The following is a 16,323-nucleotide window of genomic DNA, read 5'->3' on the forward strand; positions in this document are numbered from 1 at the left end:
AAGGATTTTGCATCCCTATGTTCATTTTGAATACAACTCCACGACAAGTTGCTCGTTGACGATAGGCTGTATTTCTTCCCTGGTTGGAAGCCGATTCACCGTCCCCTTTAGATTATCTGCTTCTAGAGAGAGCCAATCGGGAATCCTTATGCCTTTCATGGCTTCAAGATTGCGTAAGGCCAACTTTCTCGATTGAGGCTTAGGGCAAATTTCTATAACATCCCCAGGCTTAGTTCTATAACTTGGTATATTCACTTTCTTGCCGTTGACATAAATATGACCATGGTTAACTAGTTGCCTAGCTTCCATTCTACTTGTTGCAAAACAAAGCCTATAGACGACGTTATCTAACCTTTGCTCAAGAAGCTGAAATAGTACTTCTCCTGTCACTCCTTTCTTTTTATGAGCAATTTGGAAATACCTTCGAAATTGCTTTTCCATGATCCCATACATAAACCTCAACTTTTGCTTCTCTGCCAAGGCCACCGCATAATCCGATTTCTTCTTTGCAGCCCTCTGTCCATGAACCCCTGGTGGATAAGGCTTCCGTTCTAAAGCCTTATTTGGGCCAAACAAAGCTACATTAAACCGTCTAGAAATCTTCGCTTTTGGACCAATATATTTTGCCATGATTTTGTTTCTCCCCCCTTTTTCTTCACTTAGACGCGACGCGGCTTCTTTGGTCGACACCCATTATGAGGTATTGGAGTCACATCTAAGATTGAGGTAACTTCCAATCCTACCGCTTGCAAGGCCCTGATCGCCGATTCTCTTCCGGTTCCAGGCCCTTTGACTTTTACAATGACCTCTCTCATTCCATGTCCCATAGCTTGTCTAGCAGCATCCTGTGCAACCAGCTGTGCCACATAGGCGGTAGATTTTTTAGTCCCACGAAAACCACACTTGCCTGCACTGGACCACGCCACCGTTTTCCCACTCATATCGGTGATCGTCACAATAGTATTATTAAAGGTCGCCAAAATGTTCACTATTCCATTATAAATCGCCTTGCTAGCGCGAACTTTAGGTATCTTTATCTTTTCTTGCTCCTGTTCCAATGGCGTCGACAATAAATCTTCCCCCTGGTTTTCTTTCTTTTTTATACTCTGAGCTTTTCCTGCCAACTCTGTAGTTGACGCCATCGGCAAATTGCCTTCCTCCTTTTTTACTTTCGGTTTTTTTTCTTGATTCCCATCTGCCATTGTATCCTCCCTTTCTACTCCATCACTAACTCTCCATTAAAACAGAACTCCCTTAAACCTTGCCCTTCTTAGCCTCTTTTCTTCTTACCACACCGATGGTTTTTCTAGGTCCTTTTCTTGTCCTCGCATTCGTAGAGGTTCTCTGTCCTCTGACAGGAAGCCCACGAATATGCCTTAATCCTCTATAACAACGGATGGACTGCAATCTCTTTATATTTTGCTGAACCTCTCGTCTTAAATCCCCTTCAATGACAAAACCATTTTCTTCGATTACCTGGATAATCCGATTAATCTGTTGGTTTGTCAGGTCCTTCGCTCGCATCTGAGGATTGAGTTCAGCCTGTTCACAAATGAGCTTTGCCCTCGATCTGCCAATGCCATAGATAACAGGCAATGCCGCAATCAAAGGTTTGTTACCTGGAATTTCTACACCCAAAATTCGAGCCATTCTATCCTTTCTGATTAACAATTAACCCTGTCTTTGTTTCAAGCGAGGATTCTTTTTGTTTATAATATAGATTCTTCCTTTTCTTCGAACGACTTGACAATTGGCTGTCCGTCTTTTTACTGAAGCTCTTACTTTCATTGCTTCTCCTAGTGTTAATTAAAAAAGCAGAAGGTTTTTCAATATTCAAAAAAGAAAAAAAATCAAGATTTTTTTATCCTAAAAAGCCGTATGATACACTAACTCTACATTATCTTCGGTTAAAGTCAAAATTTCTGGACCCTTCTTGGTAATCAAAACGGTATGCTCAAAATGTGCCGATCTTTGCCCATCTTCAGTAACAGCGGTCCAACCATCTGGCATCATGAGCACTTTTCCAGATCCTCTGTTCACCATTGGTTCGATGGCTATGGTCATTCCTGCTTTTAACTTCGGTCCTTGACCTGGTTTTCCAAAATTCGGAACGTGGGGTTGTTCATGGAGTTTTCGGCCTACCCCATGGCCCACAAACTCCTTAACTACTTGATACCCTTGCTCAAGAACATACCTTTCAATTGCCGAGGAAATATCCCCAATTCTATTACCTTCCTGTGCCTGAGCAATGCCAAGCATAAGAGCTTTGTTGGTCACTTCAATTAACCGTAAATCCTCTACATCAACCGTTCCTACAGGATAAGTCTTTGCTGTGTCCCCTATCCACCCATCGAGAATAATACCTACATCTAACTTTACAAGATCTCCGTACTGGATTTTTCGCTTTCCTCCAATTCCATGGACCACTTCTTCATTGATTGATATACAGATATTTCCAGGAAAGCCTCTATAACCTAAAAACGCACTCTTTGCTCCATAGGATTCAATAAGATGGGCCGCATACTTATCCACTTCCTCCGTAGTGATCCCTGGAGCAAGAATAGGCCTTATTTTTTCTATTATTTCTGTGACGACTCTGCAGCTACGCCGCATCGCTTCAATTTCTTTGCCTCTTTTAATGGGTATCACGGGAACAGTAAAAGGTGAAAAAATTAGAAAAATCAAATTAAATATAATATAAACATAGAAGAGTTAGCGATTCAAACAGAACTAATTTTCTCAATTTTTTTCAATAATCGTTTCTTCTTTCGATTAGCAGTATTCGCCACAAGCTTCTTTCTTTTAACCAATCGATCCAGTAAGGATTGAATGGTAGGGAAAAAAGACAGAGCTTCTTCTTTTTTTTTGGCATCAATCAATGCCTTGAGTTGTTTTAACTGCTCTTTTAATTCTTTCTTCGCTCTTAGATTAAAAATGCGCTTTCTTTGGCTTTTCCGTTGGTTCTTTTCAGCCGATTTTGTATTGGGCATAGGAAAAAGTAATTTCAGAACATTTGATGCAATGTCAAGTAAAAGAAAAATAATTTTAAAAACTTCTCTTCCTAACTATCTTCTTTTGGATCATCCAAACATTGGATAAAAAAGAATTGTAAGAGCTCAGTAAAAAAGAACCATGAAAATTCCTCAAGATTGGATTTTTGAAAAACTTAAAGAGACCCTTTCTGAAAAGTTTGGTCAAACCGACTATATTCCACTAGTCGAACCCTGTTCCAATCCTTCATTTGGAGATTACCAAACCAATATCGCCTTTCTAATGGCCGGTCAACTCAAAGAAAATCCAAGAAAATTAGCCGAAGAGTTCGCGAGGATCATTGGAGAAAACTCCGTAACTTTTTATCCTGAAGTCGGAGGCAATGGATTCATTAATTTTAGAGTAAAACCAAAAGCTTACCTCAATGCTTTCCTTGCGATCCGTTCCGACCCTCGACTTGGCATTGAGCAGACTAAAGAGCCACAGACAATCGTAATAGATTTTTCAAGCCCAAACATTGCAAAAGAATTACATGTAGGCCATCTTCGCAGCACGATCCTTGGAGATGTCTTAAGAAGACTTAATCTTTTTTTAGGCCACCGTGTCATTGCGGACAATCATCTTGGAGATTGGGGAACACAGTTTGGAATGGTGCTTTTAGGATACAAAAAATACGGCAATCGGCTTGCTCTAGCCGAAAAACCCTTGGAGTATCTGGAAGGACTATATGTGAGAATCCAAAAAGAAGCAAAGGAATCTGAAAGGATTAAGGAAGAAGCAAAAAGAGAATTACAAAAATTACAATCTGGTGACAGCGAAAACTTAAAACTTTGGGATGTCTTTGTTCATGCTTCGCTAAAGGAATTAGACAAAATTTATCAAAAGCTTAATGTAAAATTCGATTATTCCCTTGGAGAAAGCGTGTATAATCCCATGCTTCCAGGGGTTGTCGAAGAACTTCTTCAAAAAGGGATTGCTCGATACAGCGAAGGGGCCGTTTGTGTGTTTTTCAACAAAGACTTCCCAGCATTAGCTGACAAGCCCATGATCATCCAAAAGACTGATGGTGCTTATCTTTATGCCACAACGGATATTGCTACCCTTCTTTTCCGTTTGAGCAACTGGCAAGCTCAGCGGATCATCTATGTCACTGACTCAAGACAAAAACTGCACTTCCAGCAACTTTTTGCCCTTGCTCGACTACTTGGCATCGATATCCAGCTCGAACACGTTTCTTTTGGATCGATCCTTGGAGAAGACAAAAAACCTCTCAAAACTAGGGAAGGGACCTCAATAAAGCTAAGGGAGCTTTTAGAGGAAGCGGTCAATCGAGCCTATCAGATCATAGATGAAAAAAGAAAGGATTTGTCTGAGGATAGAAAAAAAGAGATAGCCAATGCTGTTGGGATAGGGGCTCTGAAATACGCCGATCTTTCTCAAAATAGAATCCTCGATTATATCTTTAGCTGGGAAAAACTCCTTTCTCTTGAAGGGAATACCGCACCTTATCTGCTCAACGCTCATGTGCGAATTTGCTCTATTTTGAGAAAAGCTGCTTCCTCCGGTTATGGTTCTTCCCTGGGCTTTACCTCTCTAAAATTCGAAACCGATACCCTCCACCCTCAAGAAATAGAACTGATGAAAGCGGTGTTAAGCTTCAAATATTCCTTATTCCTTGCAGCCAAAGAAAATAGCCCGCACCATCTTTGTAACTATCTTTATAACCTTGCAAAAGTCTTTCACAAATTCTATGAACAATGCCCTGTCTTAGGTGCATCGACCGAATCCTCAAAGCAGCTACGTCTAGCCTTTTGCGACTTTACCCAACGCACCCTTTCTTTAGGACTAGAGCTTCTGGGCATCGAGCCTTTGAAAGAAATGTAGGAGGTAGAAGAGAGAGACAAGCTTGCCAGTAAAAAAAGAAGGAGGAGCAAAAAAAGAGTGGAACTCCAGAGAAAAATCAATCTCTATAATTTTTTTTTTGGAATAATCATTTTATATTCATACAATTATTGCCTATATTGTATAAGGTTATTATTTAGAAACGAAAATATTGTCTCTATTACGATGGATAACGGATGGCTCGATGAAGAGAAAAGATGTACTTTTACTATTTCTCAATGTCTTCAAGGAGAAGTAGAACCTTCTTACTGTAGTATCGCTCAATGGATTTTTAATGTTATCCACAATATTGCTGAAGGGTTACTTGTTCTAGATAGTGAAGGGAACATTAAGCTGTCCAATAAGGCCGCTGAAGAGCTTTTCGGCTATTATAGAATGGAACTTTTTCGCAAACCCTTCGTCGAACTCCTTGCCCCTCCCTATCGCCAGAAATGGATCCGAATATTTTTAGCTAAAAAGAAAAAAAAACCTATCTACCAATATGAACTCTTAGGTCAAAAGAAAGACAAAACAACCTTTTTCATGGAGATCTCGGTGAGCGAAGTCTTCTTAAAGGAAGGAAAAGTTCTAAGCGTTCTTGTAAGGGATATTAGAGAAAGAAAAGCGCTAGAAAAAGCAGCCTTAGAAGCTAGCGAACACGAAAGACAAAGAATAGGCCAAGACATTCATGATAGTCTCTGCCAGTTATTGATTGGTATTGAGTTTAAAGCTCAGTTTTTATCCCAAGAACTTCGAGAAAAGGCAGCCGTCGGTCATGAGCTAGCCTCTGAAATCGCCAAATTAGCTAGAGAAGCAGCAACTTCAGCTCGGGATATAGCCAAGGGACTTGCGCCACTGGCGATGTCTACTTCAGATCTGATTGCTTCCTTAATGGATTTGGCTCAAAATACGGGTAAAAACACGCCTATCACCTGTCAGTTTCATTTGATTGGAGAACCTGTTATCCCCAACCCTTCTTTTGCTATCCAGCTTTATCGAATCGCCCAAGAAGCTGTTAATAACGTGATTAAACACTCAGGGGCCTCGCACATTGATATCACTTTTGGAGAAACATCCGGAACGATTTTTCTTCAAGTGGAAGACAATGGCATTGGGATGAAAATAAAAGATGGGATAAATAAAGGGTTAGGTTTCAGGTCGATGCTCTATCGTGCGGGAATGATCGGTGCTAATTTGAGTATCGATTCTCTTCCTGGAAAAGGGACAAAAATCATTTGCAGTTTACCTTCTGCCCAAAATACTAAAACCAATGGTTAAGAACAATATGATGAAGGAACGATCTACCGAAACGAAAAAAAGAGGGGTGCTCATCGTTGACGATCACGCCGTGCTCCGAGAGGGTTTAGCGTATATTATTGGAACAGATCCATCCCTCTGGGTGTGCGGAATGGCTGAAAATGCGCAAAAAGGCTTTGAACTTGTCGAAAAGTTAAAACCAGATATTGTTCTAGTTGATATTTCCTTACCAGGCAAAAGCGGTCTGGAGCTTGTAAAAGACATTCATGCTATTTACCCTGAAATTCCGATCCTTGTGCTCTCCATGCATGAAGAATCACTGTTTGCTGAAAGGCTGTTAAGAGCTGGTGCTAGAGGCTACTTAATGAAATCGGAAGGGGGTGAAAAACTGCTACAAGCTATAAACAGGATTCTGGAGGGCAACATTTTTGTTAGTGATGAAATTTCTTCTCGGATCCTAGAAGGCTTCACAGGGAAAAAAAGCTCACCTTTCAAGGCTAGCCCTTTAGGAAAATTGAGCGACAGGGAACTGGAAGTCTTTCAATTGATCGGCAAAGGACTCAGCTCCAGACAGATTGCCGAACAGCTGCATTTAAGTATCAAAACTGTCGAGGCTTATAGAGCTAGTATTAAACAAAAATTAAAATTACAGAGTGGCACTGAGCTTGTTCATTATGCCATCTCATGGCATCAATCAAATATTTCTTCTGGGCAAACAAATTTTTAACTGTTTTTTGCAGGTATTTTTTTTAAGAAACCAAATGATTGCTTTTGTGCCTAAAACTTTTTCTGCATGAATTCCTCTTACCTCCTACACCCCAGTATTACTCCCTCTCTTTTTGATTCCCCAGCTTTAGAGTCTTTTAGTTTCTTTTTAATCCTTCTGGGTTTCTCTTTGTGTTGGGGAATATTTATAAATTTTTTTCTTCTTGTCCCAAAAATTTTGAAGATTCTCCAACCTAGTTCTCAGAGAAACTACCAGCCACTAAGAAAAAAGCTCTACTTTCTGTTATTTTTTTCTTTTGCTTGTCTTTCCGCAGGTTATGCATTTAAGCTGAATGTTAATCCTTTTCCCTTAATTGGACTAGGGATTTTCTATTGCATTATATCCTTTTTCTTGCACAGACTCCTACATGCTAACCAATCGAGTCTTCCCCCATTCATGGGATTGGCCAGTGGGGTTGTACTACTCATCAGTGAAATTTTATATCTTAAAGGAGTGAAATCTTTCTCCACTTTCGGTTTTCTCACCTGTCTGGAAATAATTTCTTTAGAAATACTTTCTGGTAGTTCTCTGATTTTTCTTTTTAATGTTGTCCCCCTTGTGGAAGGACAAAGTATCAGAAAGGCGTTGAGTTTTTCCCTTGCCAGGCTAGGTAGCCTTCTGGATATTCCTATGGCGTTATTTTTTTTGAGCCTGCTTTGGCTCTCCTTTGAAAGCTCTCTCTATACAACCAGTCCTTTTTTCCTTATTACTCCATGGTTTTGCATCCTTTGTATTCTTTTGCTTTTCTATCGCATCTATCATCAACTTTTGGCAGAGCCACGATTCACTGGAATCCTCATGAGATCTTTAGGACCAAATCATTTCCAGTTTTCCTTTAGAAAACTCCCATTGTCAGGCATAAAAATAACCTCCTTTTCTCTTCCTAGCTATGTTTTAGAATGCTGGACTTGCTGGATTCTTCTGCTATTGATAGCTTTTCGAGGCACTTCTCTTTTTTCTTCTGCCCTACTGCCTTTCCAAGAGCGTTTTGCCGGTAAAACCGGTATCTTTTCCTTCTCTTTCCATCCCTTTTCCCCTACTCCTTTCAAACTACAACTTTCTAGTTCGAAAAAGAATTCTCTGTCTTCTACACAAAGCCTTGTTCTTATCCTCAATGATAGTTCCAGTCCGTTTCATGTCATTGCTCCTTCCTTGAAAAAGGAAAAGGAAGGGGCTTATTACTTTTCAGCAAAAAATTTTTCTCATCCAGGAAATTGGCAGATAAAGATCTTGACTAAGACAACAGATGCCAGAGCTTTCCATACTGAAGGATCTTTTGAAATCCATATTCCTTCAGGATGGAATCCTAACCCCTTTCCCCTATCTCCTTTTGTTGTTTTTATGCTTGTAGCGATTTCCTTTACCATCCTTTTCCTCTTTATTTACCTCTATCGATTTAGTGTCTTTTTCGCTTCGGAAACGAAAATCTTGGACAATGACACCAATGGAGCTGAAATATTCGTTAACTATTTTGGTCCTAATATCCGTTCTAAACTTGCCACTTTCAGTTCTGCCTTGATCCTTCTTGGAATAGCTTTGTTGTTTTAAGCTTGATTTTTTTTATGATCCAAGTAGCTTCTTTATTTTTCTTGCACCACTATGTCATGTCTGCTTTGCTAAATCTATAACTGGATGACCCCATGGTGTAGTGGTCAGCACTCCACCCTTTCACGGTGGCAGCACGGGTTCGAATCCCGTTGGGGTCGCTTTTGGTGCTGCTTTTCATGAAAAGAAAAACGGCCTATCTTCCTTTACACTACGGAAAAGCCCCTAGTTATCTTTTTGAAAGGATGGTACGACTAGCCGGGGCGATGACCCAGTTGATTGTCGAAGAGTATGGCCCTGATGAAATGCTCAGAAGGCTTTCTGATCCTTGGTGGTTTCAAGCGTTTGGATGTGTTCTAGGTTTTGATTGGCATTCTTCGGGACTGACTACGGTCTGCTGTGGTGCCTTAAAGGAAGCACAAAAGAGATATGGGGATATTGGCATCTTCGTAGCTGGAGGCAAAGGCGGAGAATCAAGGAAGACCCCAGAGGAAATCGCTAGAATTGCTGATCGCTTAGCAATTAATGCTGCAGAAAGTCTTATCCGCACCTCTAGACTTGTCGCAAAAGTAGATTCTGCAGCCCTTCAAGATGGATTTGCTCTTTATCATCACTGTTTTTTTTTCACCGCTTCTGGTTCCTGGTGTGTCATCCAACAAGGAATGAACGAAACTACTCGCTACGCACGCCGATATCATTGGTTAGGAGAAAGCACTAAAAACTTTGTCTGTAACCCGCATGCAGCAATTGATGATTTATCTAAAGAAAATGAGGGACTCATTTTTGAATCGGAAACCAACAAAAAGAGGCAAACTCCCGAAAAAAGCATCCTTCTCAATATGATTGCTGGGGAAGCCGAGCAATCAAGACAAATTTGTAGCGAATTGGCTAGAGAAAAACCTCAAAAAACCTTAAATTTAATTTCCGAAATTCTTTGTGGGCCCACCCTTTTTGCTCCAGCCCAACACACCATTAGCAGCACCGATATTCGTTTAATAAACCTTAAAACGCTTCATAAAGCCATCATTTCAGCTTACGAAAGAGACCCAAAAGACTTCCAATCGCTTCTTGAAACCCCGCAGGTTGGTCCGGCTACAATTCGGAGTCTTGCCCTTGTAGCCGAGCTAATGTTTGGTGTCCCGATCTGCAGAAAGGATCCAATTGAAGACTTTCCAAAGCAGGTCAATGGTCGGCGTTGGGCCGATTATGCGTTTGCTCATGGAGGCAAAGATGGGATCCCCTATCCTATTGATCGAGTTTCTTATGACCGGAACATTGGGATTCTAGAAGAGACTATAAGAAAAGCTAAATTAGGATATATAGAAAAAAAAGATGCCTTAAAAAGACTTGCTCGTATTGCCCAATCCTCCCTCTCTACTTAAAGATCCATTCTTTGAAAATAAAAAGAATAGCTACCAATATCGTTGGGACTAATGCCATTATAAAAAGCTTAGTTGAAGCAATCCCATCTGGAAAAAACTTTCTAAGAAGGGACAGTCCCACTAAGTTAGGAGCATTTGCTATAATCGTTAAGCCACCACCGGATAAAGCACCCCCAATAATAGCTCTTTTTTTCATTTCGTCTAATTCCGGAACAATTAATGTAGCTAAGTAGGATATAAGGGCATTATCATTAAAAGAACTCAGCATAACAGAAACTACATAGAGAGGCAAAAAAGACAGATGGCTTAATAGTCGATTGATCCACCAAGATTGAAGATTTCCAAAGACTTCAAGAGAGGCCAAAAAGAATCCTACTAAAAAAGCTTTTTGCAGAGGAATTTCTCCTTGATAAGATTTCGTGGCGTCCACAAAAGACAGAAAAAAAACGAGAATTCCAAATAAAAGTAAAAAATAGTCTTTTATAATGACCGTAGAAACAAGGAACCCAATATTGCCAATGACTATCCAAAGAGGAATTTTTTCTCGCAGAGATTCAGCTTGCCCAGTTTCAGCCAAAAGGCTCAATCTTTCTTTTTCTAACCTTTTAAATTCTTCTTGGAATACAAAATAGTACAAGAGATTGGCAAGGACTATGCCACAGACAAAGACAAATCCAAAATGAATAAGCATATAGAAGCTATCCCATTGCCATTTTTGAGAAACCAGAACAACCGGTGGAGCTGCATAATTCGTAAGAGCCCCTCCAATTGAAACATTGAAAAAAAGGAGTCCTATCGTCCCATAAGCTAAAGACTGTTTGGGGTTTAAACAGAAAAACTTTTCTGCTAGCAACAGTGCACTGATCGTTATGGCCGAAGCTTCCGTTATGAAAGACCCGAAAATCGGGCCGAGTGTTAATATCAAAAACCACCAACATGTTACGCTGTCTTTTGTTATTCGAGCAAAACAGCCTATAAGCCTTTGCGATATATAGAGAATTGGTTGAGCCGAAGAAATAATCATTAAAACGGCAACAAATAAAGCTTCTGTATATTCCGTTTTCAATTTTAACTTTTCAAGGGTTGCGTTCCAACCAAATCGATACAAAGACACCATTAAAAGCGGCAAAAGCCATAATCCAAAGATGATTTCTACCTCTCCTAGATAGCGGACGAGAACCCCAAAGAAATAGAGCCAATGGCTCCTAGTCATTTTTCCACCGCTTCTCTGCCATGCATAATCGATCAACGCTTCTCCTTTGCCAAATAGTACAGGAGAAACCAACGTATGAAAAACGGCTAGGAAAAAAAATCCTGTCGCTAAATAATCAAAAGGATCTAAAACCATACTTAAAAATAAAAAAAATTATCCCCAATTTTTTCAATGGGAAGTGCTCCAACCAGAAACAGGCCCAAAAAAGCAGCAAGTGCTTGTTGCCCTATCCAACAGATTATTATTGCAGCAGTCCCATAGTGACTATCAGATTAATTCGACTGCCTCAGCTCCCCCTTATACCTGTCTAAACAGGTAGCAAGCGGACATTCAGCTTTGCCGAGGAGCCAGGTTTATGCAACGTCTGACAGGCCCAAAACTTTTTTGCTACTTATCCCTATGTTAATTAATCTCTTCCTCTTGGATAGTCGAGAAGATATTTGAGCAGTCTTCAATCAAACTGATTGAATCCTCTTATTTAATTGTGGATTTAAGACTAATCCAATAGAAGGACAAACATTCTTTTATTTGTCCACAGGTAGGATATCATTGAGAGCTTTATATAAGGCCCATACCATACCTTCTATGTCCTCCAAGGACGAACAATAGGGCGGCACAAGAATAAGAACATTCTTGATAGCTCGAGTGACAAGACCATAGTCTTTTGCCTTTTCGCTGACTGCCCATCCTATATCAAGATTAGAATCGGTAAGCCTGTTTTTATTTTTATCTTTGAGGATTTCTACTGCTAACACGGCTCCTTCTACCCTCACATCTCCCACTAAAGGATGCTGCCAAAAAATAGTAGAAGAAGATTTTAATTGTCTAGAAAGAGTCTTTATCCACTCGAGTGTGTTTTCTTGCTCGAAAATTGTTAAATTTTCCAAAGCCGAAGCACAAGCTAGCGGATTAGCCGTATAACTATGTCCATGAAGAAAAGCCTCCTCATAGCCCCCTTTGAAGTCATCAAAGATCTCTTCTTTGATAAGGGTTGCGGCTATGGGCAATGTACCTCCCGACAACCCTTTAGCCAAACAGATAAAGTCGGCATATACATCTTCTTTGTGGGATGCAATCAATTGGCCTGTCCTTCCCATGCCACTAAAAACTTCATCGACAATAAAAAAAGCTCCAGCTTCCTTAGTTACCTTAAAAGCTTCTTTTAAATACCCTTCTGGATGCATCCACATTCCCGATGCTCCTTGAATTTTGGGCTCTATGATCAGCGCTGCCAGTCTCTTTTTATTTTTTTCGATTGCCTTTTTCAGTGCATCAAGGCATTCCCAGGAACAAATTTTCGATTCTCTTGCATCGATTCCCCTACAGCTTTTAGCCTTATTCCACCGGCAGTGGAAACAGGATGGGGCAGGCAGGCTTTCCGAATCAAAAAGCAACTCTTTAAACCGGCTCTGAAATGGGATAGAAGAAACACTCATCGCACCAACTGTATCTCCATGATAACTGCCTTCTAAACAAAGAAATAAAGTCCTTTCCTTTTCCTTTCTTTGCTTTAAAGCCTGCCAAGCTATTTTAATTGCTGTTTCTACAGCGGTAGAACCATTATCAGAAAAAAAAACCCTGTACTTGTTTGCGCTACCTTGAGAAATAAGCAAAGAAAGTTTTTGTCCTAGATTAACCGCCCACGGATGCGTATTTCCTAAAAAGGAAACATGATCGATTTTTTCTAGACACGCTAATATCGCTTTAATAATACGCGGATGACGATGCCCATGGGTGGTAGTCCAAATTGAGGAATTGCCATCCCAAAACCTATTTTTCTTCCTATCAAAAAGATAACACCCTTGAGCTTTCTCTATAACAAGAGGTTCATACGGCGGATCGAACCATTTATTATAGGGAGTAAACGGATGCCAAAGGAATTGTTTATCCGCCGCAATAATCGAATGAACTTCAGACATAAGAGCTTATAGAAGATTTTATTATACCAAACATTTTTTCAGAGCGCCCTTCAAATAGTCGATTTGTTCGGTAGAATGGAGTGCTGTCAGCGTGATCCTTAATCTTGCTGTCCCTTTAGGCACAGTGGGATAACGAATAGGAGGAAGATAAATCCCCTTTTTTTCTAGCTCTTGGGATACTTGGATGGCTTTAGCCTCCTCTCCAATTAGAATGGGAATAATGGGAGAAAAGAAAAGACGGCTATTGGGGCTTTCTTCCATAAAATAAGCAAGGTTGTCTTGTAGTTTCTTTCTTAGCTCTATGCCACTCTCTGATTTAATGATATTGAGGGCAGAGCAAGCCGCTGCAATGGATGAAGGACTAAGAGCAGTGGAAAAGATAAACGATCTGCCTTTGTTGATTACCCAATCTATTAGCAGAGCTGTCGAGGCAATATAGCCTCCCTGAGATCCTAACGCTTTAGAAAAAGTTCCCATTAAGACATCTACCTTATCCATTAGCTTCAGGCAACTGGCCAGACCATTGCCCTCTTCTCCTACTATGCCTTCAGCATGGGCATCATCTAATAAAAGCAACCCTTCATATCTCTCTTTGAGTTCAACAATCTCTGCCAGTGGGGCTACATCCCCATCCATAGAAAAAATAGATTCGCTAATAATCAATATCTTTTCGTAGCTTGTCGCATATCTATCCAAGAGCTGTTTTAAGTTTTGGATATCATTATGCCCAAAGACCCTGATTGTAGCCTGACTTAATCTGGCTCCATCCCATAATGAAGCATGGCAGAGCTTATCCATTAAAATCAAATCTGATTTGCCCACTAGAGCTGGTATAGTCCCAATAGCTGCACTATATCCTGTGGGGAAAATCAAGGTCTTTTCTTTCCCTTTCCATTGCGCTAATGCTTTTTCAAGAGGAGAAAAAAGGGGATTGTTTCCTGACAGCAACCGAGAAGCCGAACAACTGGCTCCATATTCCTGGATCGCCTGCTGCGCCTTCTCCTTGACAAGTGGATGTCGGGAAAGCCCAAGATAATCGTTTGAGGAAAAATTTATGATCAGTTTTGCTTCGTATTCAGCCCGCATCCCTTCTATCGGCCGCAAATCCTTTAGTCTACGGAATAGATTTTTATTTTTAAGCTCATCAAGCCCTTTTGCAAACTTCTGAACGAAGTTTTTTTCGCCTTCAACAATCATAAAGCTTCTGTAGAATGAACAACCTTTCCATTGATAATAACAACCGAAGGCTCTTTTTGCTCATAAAGGAGAGCTTCCAATGGATCAGAAGAAGAAGAATTAAAAGGGATAACCGCCAGATCCGCATAGGCACCGACAGCAATTTCTCCAAGTTTGCCTTGCAGTCCCAAAGCCTTAGCAGGATTAACTGTAACCATCTTCCACCAATCTCCAATGGATATTTCTGGGAATGCTTGTCGAGCCTTCTGTATTTCTTTTCTCATATCCAAAGAGTCGTTGGAGGCCAGGCTATCTGTCCCCAAAACGACATTGACTCCTCTAGATAAAAGCTGCCTTAAAGGAAAAGGATCATGACCAAAAAAAGCATGCGATTTAGGACAATAAACAACATTCCAAGAATTTTTTTTAAACCAATCCCAATCAGTCTCGTCTAGATAATTAAGATGGACTAAAAAGGCATTTTTAGTCAACAGCTCATTTTCAGCAAGAAAACGAAGTGGCGTGGATGTTTTAAACCTTGCACTCCTTTGCTCTATTCGAGAAATAAAATCAAACAACCCTCCTTTTTTTTGCGTGAACATCTCATATTCTTCATAGGATTCTGCCACATGAGTCATTAATAATCCATTTTTTTGAAGACACCACCTCTTTGATAACTCGTATAATTCAGGGCTTGCCGTATAGGGAGCATGCGGAGAGAGTCCAATAGCTGTCGAAGAAGATTGGTTGGTAAAAAAAAGAAGAGAGCCAGCTAATTTTTCATCCGTCCAATAAGAGCAGTTGACATCGATAAGCTCAAGAAAACTAAAGACCCGTAATGGATAAGAGGATTCAAAAAGGAAAATTTCAGGTATGGATACGATATCAAGTACACAGGTAGTGGCTGATTTCAAAAGCAAATCGATACCCATGCGATGGGCTTTGAGATAATCAATTGCCGAGAATGTCTTTTTAAATCGAATAAGAGTCTGCAGCCAATCCACAAAATATCCTTTGGAAGCTGACAATTTCCCCTTCAATAGCGTGTATTCTAAATGACAGTGAGAATTGATAAACCCAGGAAAAATTATGGAATTGCCTACCTCAAGGACTTTTTCTCCTTCCAGTGCTTCCAAAGAAGTCGCCACCTCGACGATTTTATTTCCTCTGATTCGAATTGCTCCAGGGGATAATATCAACCCCGGTTTACATACAACATGGGAAGCTTTGAGAAGAAACATTCAGTTTGAATTCTATTTGAAGGAAAATAAAAATAAAGGCAAAATTGTATAAGTCAGACTCCTCATTCACCCAAAGATAAAAAGGCTTTTCCCTTATATTTTTTCCTCCAAATAGCTCCTCTCAAAAAGGGTGGAGTCTTATAAAATTATATTCCTTTAGCTTATAGAAGGCCTATCTGATAGGCTCATAGAAAGCTAAAAAGAAGAAAAGAAAAATCCCTGGGGAACTAAGAGGATTGTTAGTCAACCAGAGCCGCCTGAGCTTCAAAGAAAATAAAAGAACATGTTTAAGAAAGCTCTTTTTTCCCTTCCTTTTTAATGAAAGGAAGGTTAAGGGGCAAAGTAGGATATTGGGAATAGAGTTTTGGAAAACATAATGGAGCGTATTTCTTCCAAAGCCAATGCAAGCAATAAAGGAATGTGTAGGAATAAATTATGGAGATTATCCAACCAGCACAAATATCTGAAGGATAATGCACTCCCATGTATATTCTTGAGTAGCTTACCATGAAAACCCATAACCAGAACCAAATAGCCGGTAACCCATAAACGGCTGTAGCCATGACCGCAGCAGCTGTATTATTGGCTGCATGTCCAGAAGGAAAAGATCTTCCCTTGGCCCGCTGTCCTGTCCTCGAAGGATTTGAATAGTATATTTGATTTGATTTTTCCACAACTCTAACATTGGGAAGGACCTGAAAAGGTCTTGGTCTTTGGACCACTTCTTTGATTGTATCAACGATTAGCCGATCACCAACGAGAACAGAAAAAAGCACTAAAATAACAAACAACCGTTCTCTAAATTTACCAAAATAAAGGATGAAAATTCCTAATACCCATAAAGGCAAACGAAAATTCCCCAAATCAGAAATAAAAGGCATCAACTTATCCAGCCATGGCGTATGCGCTCCATTGATCCAATAAAAGACAAAAAGATCCAGCGACATCGACC

The 16,323-nt window shown here is 40.2% G+C and carries 16 protein-coding genes and 1 tRNA gene; 6 read left to right on the plus strand and 11 right to left on the minus strand.

Annotated elements, in window-relative coordinates; all coding sequences use genetic code 11:
• Positions 1–21: 21 nt before the first annotated feature.
• From rpsD to rpsT, 6 genes are all read right to left on the minus strand, one after another.
• On the minus strand, positions 22–630 hold the full coding sequence (rpsD, locus tag A7Q09_RS09705) for a 30S ribosomal protein S4 (protein ID WP_134391251.1): 609 nt from the start codon (positions 628–630) through the stop codon (positions 22–24).
• 29 nt (positions 631–659) lie between these two features.
• The gene (rpsK, locus tag A7Q09_RS09710; RefSeq protein ID WP_347877503.1) at positions 660–1,202 is read right to left on the minus strand and encodes a 30S ribosomal protein S11; all 543 of its coding nucleotides are present in this window, start codon (positions 1,200–1,202) and stop codon (positions 660–662) included.
• 52 nt (positions 1,203–1,254) lie between these two features.
• Positions 1,255–1,650 (minus strand): 30S ribosomal protein S13, encoded by a 396-nt coding sequence (rpsM, locus tag A7Q09_RS09715; RefSeq protein WP_009058371.1) that lies wholly within the window; start codon positions 1,648–1,650, stop codon positions 1,255–1,257.
• 21 nt (positions 1,651–1,671) lie between these two features.
• Positions 1,672–1,788 (minus strand): 50S ribosomal protein L36, encoded by a 117-nt coding sequence (rpmJ, locus tag A7Q09_RS09720; RefSeq protein ID WP_039720615.1) that lies wholly within the window; start codon positions 1,786–1,788, stop codon positions 1,672–1,674.
• 78 nt (positions 1,789–1,866) lie between these two features.
• Positions 1,867–2,649 carry a type I methionyl aminopeptidase gene (gene map / locus A7Q09_RS09725; RefSeq protein ID WP_134391291.1) on the minus strand — a complete coding sequence of 261 codons (783 nt, stop codon included), beginning with the start codon at positions 2,647–2,649 and terminating at the stop codon, positions 1,867–1,869.
• 71 nt (positions 2,650–2,720) lie between these two features.
• Positions 2,721–2,990: a 30S ribosomal protein S20 gene (gene rpsT, locus A7Q09_RS09730; protein ID WP_134391252.1), complete on the minus strand. Its 270-nt coding sequence runs from the start codon at positions 2,988–2,990 to the stop codon at positions 2,721–2,723.
• A 142-nt stretch (positions 2,991–3,132) separates the two neighbouring features.
• Here rpsT and argS point away from each other — a divergent pair, with 142 nt between their 5' ends.
• The 6 genes from argS to A7Q09_RS09760 all read left to right on the plus strand — a co-directional run bounded on the left by argS (position 3,133) and on the right by A7Q09_RS09760 (position 9,822).
• The gene (argS, locus tag A7Q09_RS09735) at positions 3,133–4,875 is read left to right on the plus strand and encodes an arginine--tRNA ligase (RefSeq protein WP_134391253.1); all 1,743 of its coding nucleotides are present in this window, start codon (positions 3,133–3,135) and stop codon (positions 4,873–4,875) included.
• A 183-nt stretch (positions 4,876–5,058) separates the two neighbouring features.
• Entirely contained in the window at positions 5,059–6,150 is a 1,092-nt protein-coding gene (locus A7Q09_RS09740) for a PAS domain-containing sensor histidine kinase (RefSeq protein WP_134391254.1), read from the plus strand.
• A gap of 7 nt (positions 6,151–6,157) precedes the next feature.
• A complete protein-coding gene (locus A7Q09_RS09745) occupies positions 6,158–6,856 on the plus strand; it encodes a response regulator transcription factor (protein WP_134391255.1) in 699 nt (232 codons plus the stop codon).
• Positions 6,857–7,072: 216 nt separating this feature from the next.
• A complete protein-coding gene (locus A7Q09_RS09750) occupies positions 7,073–8,443 on the plus strand; it encodes a hypothetical protein (RefSeq protein ID WP_208526744.1) in 1,371 nt (456 codons plus the stop codon).
• Positions 8,444–8,529: 86 nt separating this feature from the next.
• A tRNA-Glu gene (locus tag A7Q09_RS09755) sits at positions 8,530–8,601 on the plus strand.
• Between the two features lie 18 nt (positions 8,602–8,619).
• Positions 8,620–9,822 (plus strand): DUF763 domain-containing protein, encoded by a 1,203-nt coding sequence (locus tag A7Q09_RS09760; RefSeq protein WP_166791981.1) that lies wholly within the window; start codon positions 8,620–8,622, stop codon positions 9,820–9,822.
• Here the strand turns inward: A7Q09_RS09760 and A7Q09_RS09765 are convergent.
• The 5 genes from A7Q09_RS09765 to A7Q09_RS09785 form a co-directional block, all read right to left on the minus strand.
• Positions 9,815–11,170, minus strand: coding sequence for a putative Na+/H+ antiporter (locus A7Q09_RS09765; protein ID WP_134391258.1), 1,356 nt, complete (start codon positions 11,168–11,170; stop codon positions 9,815–9,817). The genes A7Q09_RS09760 and A7Q09_RS09765 overlap by 8 nt on opposite strands.
• A 389-nt stretch (positions 11,171–11,559) precedes the next feature.
• Complete coding sequence (gene bioA, locus A7Q09_RS09770) at positions 11,560–12,954, minus strand: adenosylmethionine--8-amino-7-oxononanoate transaminase (RefSeq protein WP_134391259.1); 1,395 nt, start codon at positions 12,952–12,954, stop codon at positions 11,560–11,562.
• A 21-nt stretch (positions 12,955–12,975) separates the two neighbouring features.
• Positions 12,976–14,151: an 8-amino-7-oxononanoate synthase gene (locus A7Q09_RS09775; protein WP_134391260.1), complete on the minus strand. Its 1,176-nt coding sequence runs from the start codon at positions 14,149–14,151 to the stop codon at positions 12,976–12,978.
• The gene (locus tag A7Q09_RS09780) at positions 14,148–15,371 is read right to left on the minus strand and encodes an amidohydrolase family protein (protein ID WP_134391261.1); all 1,224 of its coding nucleotides are present in this window, start codon (positions 15,369–15,371) and stop codon (positions 14,148–14,150) included. Before A7Q09_RS09780 ends, A7Q09_RS09775 begins: the two co-directional genes overlap by 4 nt.
• Before the next feature lie 287 nt (positions 15,372–15,658).
• Positions 15,659–16,318 (minus strand): phosphatase PAP2 family protein, encoded by a 660-nt coding sequence (locus A7Q09_RS09785; RefSeq protein WP_134391262.1) that lies wholly within the window; start codon positions 16,316–16,318, stop codon positions 15,659–15,661.
• Positions 16,319–16,323: the final 5 nt, after the last annotated feature.

The organism is Methylacidiphilum sp. Yel (assembly GCF_004421185.1).
In the GTDB taxonomy this organism is placed as follows: domain Bacteria; phylum Verrucomicrobiota; class Verrucomicrobiia; order Methylacidiphilales; family Methylacidiphilaceae; genus Methylacidiphilum.